Here is a 12,117-nt window from a genome sequence, read left to right as displayed (position 1 = left end):
TTTTTTGCCCCGTCAGGGGCTTAACAGCGCAGCGTCGGTAGCCCAAGAATGTCGATAAGGTCCCGCGTGCCGCGAGGTACGCGACCATTCACAAGAATCCGACAGTCGCGTACCTCACGGCACGCAGGGAAAATAATGAATCATCCTTTTCTACCGATGCTGCGCTGTTAAATCCCTACGGGATTGGATGGTTGTTTGGGTTGTTCTTTTTCTACCGACGCTACGCTGTTGAATCCCTACGGGATTAGATGGTTGTTTGGGTTGTTCGTTTTCTACCGACGCTGCGCTGTTGAATCCCAACGGGATGGAAGGCTTGGCTGGTCAAGAGAACCGATTTGGGCATGGACATTCCATAATTCACGCCTTATCAAGTAAAAACCGTCCCGTTTTAGCTTCTACATGCAGCGCGAATCCGATCCAAAACCACGCTTGCGATCTCGCTTTTTAAAATGAAGAAAAGAGCTTTTGAAGGAATAACGACGCGGTTTATCCTACCAATTCTTCTGATCTGGGTTGCGACCGGAACCCGGTTACTGGCTCAAGAACCCCGTTTCGAGTCCGAAATCAAAGCCTACGAAGCGAAGGCTGTCGATGATCCGCCCGTTCCCGGCTCAACGTTCTTTATAGGCAGTTCGACCTGGCGGCTTTGGGGACCAACGCTGGAAGAAGATTTCAGCCAGTTTAGTCCCGTCAACCGGGGTTTCGGCGGAGCCACCATTCCTGATGTGGTGCGCGTCATGGACCGGATTATTCTGCCATACCGCCCCGCCCGCGTTGTTTTTTCGTGCGGAGGAAACGATCTGGCGGGTGGTGATGACCCCGAAACCGTTGTCAAAAACTTCAAAACGTTCCTGGCCCGACTCTGGCAGTCAAACCCCCTGGCCGAAGTCTATTTCGTGTCAAACCGGCATTCACCGGCCCGGCAAAAATTCAGAAAGCAGGGCGACCAATTTAACCGGGAAATCAAAAAACTGGCGGGAAAACTGGACGGTTTATACTACATCGACGTCGTTCCGCTGACGGATGGCCAGGATGGAAAAGGCCGCAGTGAGTTGTTTTTGGCCGACGGTCTGCACCTCAACCGGGAAGGTCAGAAGCTTTGGATACCGGTGATTACAACCGCTCTGGAGGAAAGGGATCGGTCGCGGATGAAGCAAAATGTCGCGGATTTGTATCGAAAACGGGTCGCTGCGGAAATTTTTGCGAAGTCGAATTCCGTCAATTTCCCGGAACAAAAACTGAACATTGTCTTCATTGGCAACAGCATCACGGCCGGAGCCGGACTGAAAGATCGTCTGACGGAAGCCCCACCGGTTTTAGCAACGGCGTATTTGAAACAGCAGGCTGGCATCCGGGAGGTTGCATTTTCCAATCAGGGCGTAGGCGGTTTTACTACCGTCGATTTTCTGCCCGCGACCAACAAAGCATTTGGAAAAGTGGCGCAGGCGGCTGATGTTTTCAAGAGCGATGCAGGCAGTCAGCTCGTTTTTTCCATCATTCTCGGTACGAACGACAGCGCCATGCAGGGCCCCAACGGCGCCCCGGTTTCGCCGGAATCCTACCGCGCCAATCTGAAAACCATCGCCGACCGGTTATTGACGGATTATCCCGCTTGCAAGCTGGTTTTCCACCGCCCGATCTGGTACAGTCCGACGACCTACAACCGGTCGAAATATTTACAGGAAGGCCTGGATCGGTTGCAGACGTATTTTCCGGAAATCGACGCCTTGATCGCATCGTATGGCGCGACGCATCCGGGGCAGGTGAAACTCGGCGATACGCAGGGCTTCAATTACTTCAAAACCCATTACCTGACCGATTTTCAACATGAAAATGGCCAGCAAGGGACGTTTTTTCTGCACCCGAACGCCAAAGGAGCGGCTACGCTGGGGGTTTTCTGGGGAGAAGCGATTCGCAAAGCCGTGTTGAAATAACCGGTTTAGAAGTTGTTTGAATTAGGGCCGGAGGCCTGTCCTTTCAATAGTCAATAGCATCCATCAACTTGTGGTAGCTCCGGAGGAGCGGCCTGAAGATGTTTTTAGACCGCTCCTCCGGAGCTACCACAAGTTGATGGATGCTATTGACTATTGACAGACCGCCCTTCCAGGGCTCTCCCCGGTTAACTCAAACAGCTTGTAAGACTTTTTTTTAAAAGAATGATGAATGCTAAATGTAAAAGTGCTGAATTGGAAAATACTTTTATATTTAGCATTCATCATTCTACATTTCGTGTTCTCCTTCCGCTCAGGAGTTCAACCTGGTGCGTAGTTGACGCCAATCACTTTTGACAATCGACCCTTTTTCCATGAATCCAACCGAAAACCAGACGTCAAGAAGAGCCTTTTTAAAGAGTGCCACCGGAATTCTGACCGGAATAACCGCAGCGAATACGCTGGCTAAAGCCGGAATGGGGCAAGCAACCAGTGCTGGTTTGTCGCTGCCTTTGGGTGTTTGTGCCGGTTATGAAAAGGTCGGGTTATTAAAAACACTGGGCTTTTCGTTCATCGAGGAAAGTGTCGGGCGGTTTTTGATTCCCGATGCGGGAGACGCGCAGTATGACAAAAACCGAGTGACGCTGAAGACGGAAGGTTTGCCCGTTCGATCGTATATTTATTTTTTTCCGGGCACCCTGAAATCGGTGGGGCCAACCCTCCACCACGAGGCCATTTTACAGCGGGCCGATCTGGCACTCAAGCGGGCGAAGGAATGCGGCTCGAAGAATATTGTGTTTGGCAGTGGCGGTTCACGGGCGATTCCCGATGGGTTTGACCGGGCCACCGCCAAAGCGCAGCACATCGAACTGTGCAAAAAAATGGCTCCTCTGGCCGAAAAACACGGCGTTACGCTGGCGGTCGAACCGCTGAACCGCGGTGAAACCAATTTTATCAATAGCCTGGCTGAAGGCGTGGAAATCATTCAGGCCGTCAACAACCCGTGGTTTAAGTTGCAGTGTGATATTTACCACATGCTGAAAGAAGACGAAAAACCGGAGGAAATCATCAAATACCGCCAATACATCACGCATTGCCACATCGCGGAAAAACAGAAACGCACCGCACCCGGTGTGATGGGTGACGATTTCAAGCCGTATTTTCGGGCCTTGAAACAAATCAAGTACGAAGGCGGGCTATCGCTGGAATGCAACTGGACTGATTTTGACAAGGAGGTTGCGCTTGGGCTGGCAACTGTCAGGAAACAACTGGCGGAGGTGTAAAACCGGACGGTTCTGCCGGGCAGCAGCAACTAGCATTACTTCGTCGTTATGAAATAAGCCAATGACTGAAGCATGGATTGCCACCGTCGCACAAATGCTCACCCCAATCGGCACGTTCAGTGAGGAGCAGATTAGGCTGTTTGCCCACCGCGTCCATCACCGGTCCGTCGAAAAGGATGCCGTTCTGCTGGCCGCAGGAGCCGTTTGCCAGACGGTTTATTGCAGCCTCGAAGGCGCTTTCTACCAGGTCAGGTACAACGACGAGCAGGAGCCGGTCATCATTGATTTACACCTCCCCGGGCAGTGGTTTTTCAATCACCAAAGTTTTGTCACCCAGACGCCCTCGGCCTACACCATTCAGGCGTATTCAGACGGCATCGTGCTCGAATTGACGATTCAGGTGATTCACGAACTGATCGCAATATCGCCCGTATTTCTGCAACTGGGCAGCCTGCTCAATCAGGCCACAGATCGGATTCGCTTCTTCGACCAAAATCTGACACCCGCTCAAAAATACCAGTATATACTTGATCATCAGTCTAAATTACTGCATCTGTTTCCGCTGAAAATGATCGCGGCTTATTTGAAAATAACGCCCGAAACGCTGAGTCGGGTCAGAGAACGTCTGGCGCGGGGCATTTCTTGATTTGAATCAAGTGACAAATCAAACCCGGTTTCTTATGTTTGCCGCATCGATACCATCCCAACCTTATGCTGACGGCCATACATCCCAAATTGCCGATGCGAAACAAGCGCATCACCCGAGACTTTTACCTGAACCAACTGAGTTTTCAGGAAGTCGGGCAGACCGATTTTGCGGACTATCTGATGGTGCAAAAAGACGCGATCGAGATTCATTTTTTTGGGTTCAGCGATCTCGATCCGGCCGAAAACTACGGTCAGGTTTATATCCGAACGGATGCGATTGACCAATTATACCAGTCTTTCCTGGATCATAATGTGAGCATCCATCCGGCGGGGCCTTTACAGGAAAAACCCTGGGGACAAAAGGAATTTTCGGTTTTAGACCCCGACAACAACCTCCTCACGTTCGGGCAGCGTGTCTGAATTGAACGTAAACCCAACAAACTACTGTCATGAAATTTACCAGACTGGTGCCGAATGTATTTTACACCGACATCAACGATGCCCTGAAATTATTTGTCAATTGTCTTGAATTCACAATTGAGCATGATGAACTGGGCGCTAGGCAACCCTTTTGCGTCATTGAAAAAGACGGTTTGCGAATCAACCTTTTTCAAAATGCGGAGCTCGCTCAGGAACATAACCCTGAATTCAGACTGGTAACCGATGATATCGAAGCGGTTTACCAGCAGATCGCATCTACCCATCCTGAGTTCCTGCATCCCAATCTCAATAAAATAACCCTACGACCCTGGGGAGCAAAAGAGTTTGCTTTAACCGATACGCAACTCGGTATCGTTATTCAACAATGGTAGGAAGTGGCCATCAGGGATTCTCAATACGACCGGTTTTAGCGGGTGTCGAATGCCGGGCTTCTGACACCATGAACACGTAACTTTGAGATCTATGATCTTATCGGAATTCCTACCGCTTCTGGCGGAGATTTTTAATACGTCCCTTTATCCACCCGGGGAGCAAGGCGGTTTATTCTACGGTTCCGGTTCTGATCCGTCAGACCACCCGGTTCAACGGGTGGGGCTGGCCCTCGAACCCTGGCCGTCCCTTCCGGAATGGCTGGTTACCCACCGCATCGATACGCTCTGGCTGCACCGCCCCTGGCTGCTCGACCGGGCTTCCCTGCCCGCGAACGCAACGGTTCTGTATCACCATCTCCCGTTCGATGAACACCTTACGATTGGATATAACCGTTGGCTGGCGGAAGCCCTGGGGTTTTCCGGAACGCCAAAACCGCTCCTGGAGGTGATCGGCTACAAAGCGATGCCGGGCTACCCGGAGCGGCCGATTGGGATAATAGGCTCAGAACCGCAACTGGATTTCCGGGGCTGGTGCCAGCGGATTGCCCACGAGTTTGGCGGATACGAAGACGCCATTGCGGGACGGCAAACCGTGCCAGGCCAAATTGCGGTCGTTGGGGCCATGAATCCGGCCTTAATCCAGGAAGCTTCGGAGCGGGGAGTGAGTTTGTACCTGACGGGGCAGTACCGGAAATCCGCCCAACAAGCCGTCGAGGAAGCGGGCATGGGCGTCATTGCCATCGGCCATCGAAGGAGTGAGGAATGGGGGCTTCGGAAGCTAGCTCAAATTTTGGCGGAAATAGATTTGGTTGTGGTAATGCCTGATTTGGGAAGTCTCCCTTCTTCTGACCGATGAATTTCCTCAAAAAACCGTTGAAATCGTCTTTATCACCTTCGCGGGAACACCGGCAACGACCGTATTGGGTGGTACATCCCGACTCACGACTGCACCGGCGGCCACAACCGCGTTTTCGCCGACCGTAACCCCCGGCAAAATGGTGGCTCCTGCCCCGATCCAGGCGTTGCGTTTGATCACCACCGGTTTGGGAATCAGCGTTTGACGATCAGCGGGATCTAAGGGGTGGTTCTCGGAGGTCATATTGACCCGGGGGCCAATCTGCACCTCATCTTCAATCTTGATGCCGCCAATGTCCAGAAAAGAACAGGCATGGTTGATAAAGACGTTTTTCCCCAGCGTAATAAACCGGCCGAAGTTGGTATAAAACGGCGGAAAAACCGTCGTCGACGCATCAATCTCTTTACCAATGATTGCACTCAAGCGTTTGCGCACCTCATCGACATTGGTTGCCGTTGCGTTCATTTCGACGCATAACCGGATCGTGCGAGAAACCACTTCGGCAAATTTGCCATACTCCGGATCATCCTTTCGAAGCAATTCACCGGCCTGCAACCGCTGAAAGATGCCCGCATGGGGTTGTTCGTTACTCATCTTCTTCGCTCATCATTTAAACAGTCCGGAGCAGTTTATCGGGTGTAATCGGTAGGTCACGAACCCGCTGACCGGTGGCGTTGAAAACTGCATTGGCAACGGCCCCGGCAAAACCGATCAGGGCAATTTCGCCCATGCCTTTGGCCCCCATCGGGTTGATGATCGGGTCGGGCTTGTCGATCATGATCGTTTCAATGGCCGGAACATCGGCGTGAACCGCGACGTGATAGTCAGCAAAGTTGTTGTTGACAAACCGGCCAAACCGGTGGTCGATGACGGCTTCTTCGGTCAGAGCCATGCCAATACCGCCCGCAACACCGCCAATCATTTGACTAGCGGCTGTTTTGGGACTGACAATCCGGCCAGAATCCGCCACACTGACGGCTTTGGCGACCCGCACCACCCCAGTCAGCGGATTGACCCGCACCTGCACAAAATGCACCGAAAACGAATACATCGAATACTTCTGGTGGTCCGGCCCCGCTTTCGATTCCTTCGTTCTGTCGATCACCGTGAGGTTATTGGCCTGCATCAACTCACTCACGGTCACGTTTTTGCCCGGTTCTTTTTCGACCGAAAGAATGCCATCGGCCATCGCCAGGTCGTCGGCCTGCCGCCCCGCCAGTGGACCACCTTCTTTCACGGCCAGTTCGATCAGCGTCTGTTTGATGGCGGTGCAGGCATCGAAAACCGCCGATCCCACCGCCGAAACAATGGCCGAACCGCCCTGGCTGGGTGCTTTCGGCAGAGAGGTGTCGCCGTATTCAACCTTGATCTTGTCAACCGGTACACCCAGCACGTTGTGGGCAATCATCGTCAGGGCGGTTCCTGTTCCCGGCCCGATGTCGGTCACCGCACTTTGCAGCGTCAGCGAGCCGTCGGTCTTTAGCAAAGCGCGGGCCGAAGCCTCCCACCGGAAGGCGTTGAACACGCCCGTGCTCATGCCGTAGCCGATGAGCCAGTTGCCCTCGCGCAAACTACCCGGCTGCGGTTTGCGGTTATTCCAGCCGATGGCCTCCGCGCCTTTCTGGTAAGCCTCTTTCAGGTGTTTGCTCGAATAAGGCCGGTTGTGTTCCGGGTCGGTTTCGGTGTAATTGCGCAGGCGAAATTCGATGGGATCGAGGTTCAGTTTATGGGCCATTTCGTCCATCGCCGATTCCAGCGCAAAAGCACCCGTGGCTTCGCCCGGCCCGCGCATCCAGATCGGTACGCTTCGGTCGAGCCGCACAATCCGGTAGCGGGTGCTGACGTTGGGGCAAGCGTACATGAACTTGGTCATGTTGACCGTTGCTTCCGTAAAGTCCTCGTAACGGGCGGTTTCCGCCGTAGCCGCATGGGAAATACTCACCAGCTTACCGGTTTGGTCGGCTCCCATCCGGATCGTCTGCGCGGTGTAAGGCCGGTGGCCCACCAGCGTAAACATCTGACTGCGGTTCATCACCAGCTTCAGCGGACGACCGATTTTGCGGGCAATGGCGACGACAGCGGTTTCCTGCGGCCAGGTTCGCAGGCCCATGCCAAAACCGCCCCCCATGAACTCAGTATGGACGTGGATGTTCTTCGGGTCTAGTTTAAACGCCTGCGCCATAGCATTTTGCGTAGCGTTTACACCCTGCGTTTTGGCGTAAATCATCAACTTGTCCGGCCCCGTCCAGTGCGCCAGAATACCGTGCAACTCCATCGGATTGTGGACCTCAATGGGAATGGTATAGTTGGCCTCCAGCGTAACCGGAGCCGTCTGATGGGCGTCGGCTTTTCCGCGTGAATAATCGCCCGACCTGCCGGGCGCAACGCCCTCGGCGACGTGTTTCGAAAGATCAGTACGAGCCACCTGTTTGGCATAGGTCGCTTTGACCAGCGAAGCCGCATAGGTCGCCCGCTCGTAGGTATCGGCCACCACGAGCGCGATGGGTTGTCCGTCGAAGAGAATTTTCGGGCTGCTCAGGATGCGGTACGTTTCTTCCGTTTTGGGTTTGGGCGGTGGGCCATCTGCCTGTCCTTCCACGGGGGCGTCCCAGCCCGGAATGGGCGGCATGTTCTGGTGGGTAAACACGTCCAGTACACCGGGTGCGCCCTGCGCTTTTTTCGTATCCAGGCTGCTGATGGTGCCCCGGGCAATTTCACTGCCGACGAGAACGCAGTAGGCCATGTCGGGCAATTCAAAATCAGCGAAATACCTGGCCCCACCGGTCACCTTCATCCGTCCATCGACCCGGTCAATGGGTGGGTTTTTCGTGTCTTTCGTCATGATCAGGCGGTTTTTGTGGCGGTTTTCAGGGCGTCGATAATTGAGTTGGGAGCCAGCGTCAGCTTGAAATCATTCTCGCCGTAGCCTTTGGCATTTTTCATGGACAGCGTGGCCGCCTGTTTGAAGTTGGCTTCGGTGGCTTCTTTGCCTTTCAAAAACTGTTCGGCTTCGAAGAGCCGCCACGGTTTATGCGCCACGCCACCCATCGCCAGCCGAACGTCCTGAATAGTTTTGTCTTTCATGTCCAGACCAACGCCCACCGACACCAGCGCGAAAGCATACGAGGCCCGGTCGCGGATTTTCAGATAATGGGAATAATCGGCAAAACGGTTGGTCGGCAGATCGACCGAAATAATCAATTCGCCGGGCAGCAACGTATTGTCTTTCTGCGGCATTTCGCCGGGCAGGCGGTGAAGCTCGCTGAACGGAATCCGGCGGTCACCTTTCGGCCCCGACACGTTCACGGTGGCATCCAGGGCTGCCAGCGCAATGCACATATCGCTGGGATGAACGGCAATACACTTGCTGGAAGCTCCGAAAATGGCGTGCATCCGGTTAAAACCGCCGATGGCCCCGCATCCCGCTGGGCCGTTGGGCTTTCCTTTGTCAGGACCAGCCTGCACGGGGCCGCGCTTGTTGCAGGGCATCGAATGATCGTAGAAATACGAGCAACGGGTTCGCTGCATCATGTTACCACCCACCGTCGCCATGTTCCGAAGCTGCGCCGATGCGCCCGCGTTGAGCGCCATCGACAGAAGTGGAAAATGCTTTTTGACCAGCTCATGGTCGGCCACGGCGGAGTTCTTCGCCATGGCACCGATGCGTAAACCCGATGCGGTTTTTTCAATCGTTGCCAGCGGCAGTTTGTTGATGTCGACCAGCCGTTCGGGAATGATGACCTCCCGTTTCATCAGGTCGATGAGGTTGGTGCCACCGGCCAGAAAGTAAGTGCCGCTCTCTTTCGTAATTGCCGAAATGGCGGCTTTGGGGGTTGTTGCCCGCGTAAACTGAAACGGATTCATACCTTTTTTCCTCCCTGTTTAACCTCCATGATTGCCTCCACAATGTTGGCGTAGGCTCCGCAGCGGCAGAGGTTGCCGCTCATGTACTCGCGAACCTCCTCCGGTGAATCAGCGTGGCCTTCCCGAATGCAGGCCACCGCCGACATGATCTGGCCGGGGGTGCAATAACCGCACTGAAAACCGTCGTGCTTGATGAACGCTTCCTGCATCGGGTGTAACTGATCATTCGTTGCCAGTCCCTCGATGGTCGTTACGTTGCTGCCTTCGGCGGTCATGGCCAGCGTCAGGCAGGCATTGACCCGCTGCCCATCCACATGAACCGTACAGGCTCCGCATTGGCCGTGGTCGCAGCCCTTCTTGGTGCCGGTCAGGTGGAGTTGTTCGCGCAGCAGATCAAGCAGCGTAACGCGGGGTTCGATCGACACGCTTTGCACCGTTCCATTGATGGTAACCTGGAGCGGCAACTGTTCGAAGGCAGCGGCAAATTTTTGATCCCATCCGGTATCGACGGCTTTCACGGCAGCGGGTGGAGCCAGTGCCAGCGCAGCCAGTGCCGAGGATTTCTTTAAAAAATGTCGGCGGGATGCGTCAGGCGTTTCCAACTCATCACCGGGGTGTTCGTTCCGGGCCATACAGCAAGATTTAGTGAGGTTGTTGAAGGATCATTACGGCAACCGGAACGGGATTTTCGAACCCGGCTGGCATCGTTAACGGTTCTACTCTAACTCGTACGTAACGGTTATGTTTCCGGAACCAACGGCCGCAGCCAGGCCCGACGGATTATCGATTTGCCCCAGCTTCGTATAGCTGTAGATCGTCGAAAACGATTTATAGAACAGCACCAGCGTAGTGGAACCGTACAGCATCAAATCGCCCGTATGGATCGTGCCGGGATTTGCGGAGTTGGTTGGCAGGTTCGATGAAAACCGGTATAGCTTTTCATTACCGTTTAATTCGCTCATCTCGACGGTCAGTGGCAACCGGGCTTTAAATGCCTTTGCCGTTGGATTATTGAGCAGGGTTGCCAGGAATGTAGTGGACCCAATCCTGATCCTCAGTCGGTTGCTGGTCGTATCAGGTCTGTTGTTGCCATTGTTTTCGACATCGGTAGCAGGGGAAACGATTTCGCCATCCGTATGGCAAGCCATGCTACCGATTAAAAGAACAAGGAGTGGAAGTAAACTGATCGGTGATCTTTTCATTTTATTCACCCGGATTGGAGGCATTATATTCTTCGTCTGACACCGGATGCAGCCACTTCACGATGCCTTTCTCCGTATTGGGTAGGATGTACATTTGGTGTAAACCACTATCGGGCGTGGCTCCATGCCAATGCATGACATTAGGCGGGCATTGAACGACATCCCCTTTTCTCATCGTTTGACGGGGTTGACCTTTTAACTGATGGTAACCCACACCGGCCGTTATGATCAGGATTTGACCAGCCGGGTGGATGTGCCAGTTACTTCTGGCTCCCGGTTCGAAATAAACATTGCCCACAACGGTTTGATACGTGGAGTCATTTTTGACCAGACCCAAAGCCCAGGCCTTACCGGTGAAGTTTTGAGCAGGACCTAATTCGCCTTTTGGAAAAATGGCTTGCTGCTCATTCTCTTTTTTTGAAGCCTGATCCTGACAACCCATCAGGAATAGTACAGTAAACACGCTTGCGGTTAGGCGTCCTGCGCTACAGCGTCGCCCTGTCGATTCGCTCCTAGGCGGAATGAATGTCTTTGATGTCTTCATTTTGCTTCTGCAAGAAATGGAGAAGCAAAGTTACAGGCTGAAAAGGGAGACCAGGTAAAAGTATTCAAACCGATACTTATACATTTCAAACCTCAGCCTTGCGAAAGTTGCGGGGGTTGGTGCCGGTGAATTTTTTGAAGAAGTTGTTGAAATAGGAAGGATACTCAAAGCCCAGGGCATACGCAACATCCGAAATGTTCCAATCCGTGTGCAGCAGCAGGGCCCTGGCTTCGCTGATGACGCGTTCCGCAATGTGGGCCGTCGTCGATTTGCCGGTTATCTCGTTGACGGCCCGGTTTAGATAATTGACATGGACATTGAGACTCCTGGCGTAATCCTGCGCGGTGGTCAGTTGCAACGGGCGGTCGGTGGTTTCAATCGGAAATTGCCGCTCCAGCAGTTCGAGAAAAACGGAGGTAATGCGGGAAGCCGCAGTCGTATGGTGGTCAAAGTTTTGGGAGGGTTCCAGTTTCAGGGCTTCATGAATGATCAGGTGGATGTAGTTGCGGATCAGATCGTCCTTGTAGGAATACGTCGTCTGTTGCTCCTCGATCATTTTCTGGAAGATGGTGTTCAGAAACTCCCGTTGCTCCGGGCTGATCGTTAAGATGGGCGTGCCGCTGAGCTTGAAGAACGGAGAGTTTTGCAGACTCTCCGACCGGTCCGATAACTTCAGGAAATCCTCCGAAAAAAGACAGGTATACCCCACATACGTGGTCGAAATCGTTTCCCAGGAATACGGAATGTGCGGGTTGCCAAAAAACAAAACCGTATCGTTCGCTTCAAAACTCCGGTCTGCATAATGAATGATGCTTTTGCCGGTGGTCAGGCAAATTTTGTAGAAATCTTTCCGGCTGTAAATGCGGGTGGCGTTGCCGTCACTTTCGATCGGGAAGACATTGAAGCCTTTTAGCTTGAGGTCCGTATTGAACTCAGAAACCGAATGTGTCCGTTGATTTGACATAATCAAAGTTAAT

The 12,117-nt window shown here is 53.3% G+C and carries 13 protein-coding genes; 6 read left to right on the top strand and 7 right to left on the bottom strand.

Translation table 11 applies throughout. The annotated features are described in order from the left end of the window. The first annotated feature begins 449 nt into the window (after nucleotides 1–449). The 6 genes from ACO064_RS08905 to ACO064_RS08880 all read left to right on the top strand — a co-directional run bounded on the left by ACO064_RS08905 (nucleotide 450) and on the right by ACO064_RS08880 (nucleotide 5,530). Complete coding sequence (locus ACO064_RS08905; protein ID WP_421827033.1) at nucleotides 450–1,934, top strand: GDSL-type esterase/lipase family protein; 1,485 nt, start codon at nucleotides 450–452, stop codon at nucleotides 1,932–1,934. A 371-nt stretch (nucleotides 1,935–2,305) separates the two neighbouring features. Continuing rightward, nucleotides 2,306–3,214 (top strand): sugar phosphate isomerase/epimerase family protein, encoded by a 909-nt coding sequence (locus ACO064_RS08900; protein ID WP_421827032.1) that lies wholly within the window; start codon nucleotides 2,306–2,308, stop codon nucleotides 3,212–3,214. Between the two features lie 61 nt (nucleotides 3,215–3,275). Next, nucleotides 3,276–3,860: a Crp/Fnr family transcriptional regulator gene (locus ACO064_RS08895; RefSeq protein ID WP_421827031.1), complete on the top strand. Its 585-nt coding sequence runs from the start codon at nucleotides 3,276–3,278 to the stop codon at nucleotides 3,858–3,860. A gap of 65 nt (nucleotides 3,861–3,925) precedes the next feature. Beyond that, nucleotides 3,926–4,282: a bleomycin resistance protein gene (locus ACO064_RS08890; RefSeq protein ID WP_421827030.1), complete on the top strand. Its 357-nt coding sequence runs from the start codon at nucleotides 3,926–3,928 to the stop codon at nucleotides 4,280–4,282. 29 nt (nucleotides 4,283–4,311) lie between these two features. Then, nucleotides 4,312–4,674: a hypothetical protein gene (locus tag ACO064_RS08885; RefSeq protein ID WP_421827029.1), complete on the top strand. Its 363-nt coding sequence runs from the start codon at nucleotides 4,312–4,314 to the stop codon at nucleotides 4,672–4,674. Between the two features lie 91 nt (nucleotides 4,675–4,765). Next, nucleotides 4,766–5,530 (top strand): Nif3-like dinuclear metal center hexameric protein, encoded by a 765-nt coding sequence (locus ACO064_RS08880; RefSeq protein ID WP_421827028.1) that lies wholly within the window; start codon nucleotides 4,766–4,768, stop codon nucleotides 5,528–5,530. A 6-nt stretch (nucleotides 5,531–5,536) separates the two neighbouring features. Here the strand turns inward: ACO064_RS08880 and ACO064_RS08875 are convergent, their stop codons facing one another. The 7 genes from ACO064_RS08875 to ACO064_RS08845 all read right to left on the bottom strand — a co-directional run bounded on the left by ACO064_RS08875 (nucleotide 5,537) and on the right by ACO064_RS08845 (nucleotide 12,104). Then, nucleotides 5,537–6,124 carry a DapH/DapD/GlmU-related protein gene (locus ACO064_RS08875; RefSeq protein WP_421827027.1) on the bottom strand — a complete coding sequence of 196 codons (588 nt, stop codon included), beginning with the start codon at nucleotides 6,122–6,124 and terminating at the stop codon, nucleotides 5,537–5,539. Nucleotides 6,125–6,140: 16 nt separating this feature from the next. Continuing rightward, nucleotides 6,141–8,372 (bottom strand): xanthine dehydrogenase family protein molybdopterin-binding subunit, encoded by a 2,232-nt coding sequence (locus ACO064_RS08870; RefSeq protein ID WP_421827026.1) that lies wholly within the window; start codon nucleotides 8,370–8,372, stop codon nucleotides 6,141–6,143. A gap of 2 nt (nucleotides 8,373–8,374) precedes the next feature. Next, entirely contained in the window at nucleotides 8,375–9,394 is a 1,020-nt protein-coding gene (locus ACO064_RS08865; RefSeq protein WP_421827025.1) for an FAD binding domain-containing protein, read from the bottom strand. Further along, a complete protein-coding gene (locus tag ACO064_RS08860; RefSeq protein WP_421827024.1) occupies nucleotides 9,391–10,026 on the bottom strand; it encodes a (2Fe-2S)-binding protein in 636 nt (211 codons plus the stop codon). Before ACO064_RS08860 ends, ACO064_RS08865 begins: the two co-directional genes overlap by 4 nt. A gap of 84 nt (nucleotides 10,027–10,110) precedes the next feature. After that, nucleotides 10,111–10,542, bottom strand: a complete 432-nt coding sequence (locus ACO064_RS08855) for a cyclophilin-like fold protein (protein WP_421827023.1) — start codon at nucleotides 10,540–10,542, stop codon at nucleotides 10,111–10,113. 55 nt (nucleotides 10,543–10,597) lie between these two features. Continuing rightward, the gene (locus ACO064_RS08850; RefSeq protein WP_421827022.1) at nucleotides 10,598–11,059 is read right to left on the bottom strand and encodes a cupin domain-containing protein; all 462 of its coding nucleotides are present in this window, start codon (nucleotides 11,057–11,059) and stop codon (nucleotides 10,598–10,600) included. A gap of 166 nt (nucleotides 11,060–11,225) precedes the next feature. Next, the gene (locus ACO064_RS08845) at nucleotides 11,226–12,104 is read right to left on the bottom strand and encodes a helix-turn-helix domain-containing protein (protein ID WP_421827021.1); all 879 of its coding nucleotides are present in this window, start codon (nucleotides 12,102–12,104) and stop codon (nucleotides 11,226–11,228) included. Between the last annotated feature and the right edge of the window lie 13 nt (nucleotides 12,105–12,117).

Source organism: Larkinella sp. (genome assembly GCF_965227735.1).
Lineage (GTDB): Bacteria > Bacteroidota > Bacteroidia > Cytophagales > Spirosomataceae > Larkinella.
This window is presented reverse-complemented; position numbering and strand designations above follow the sequence as displayed.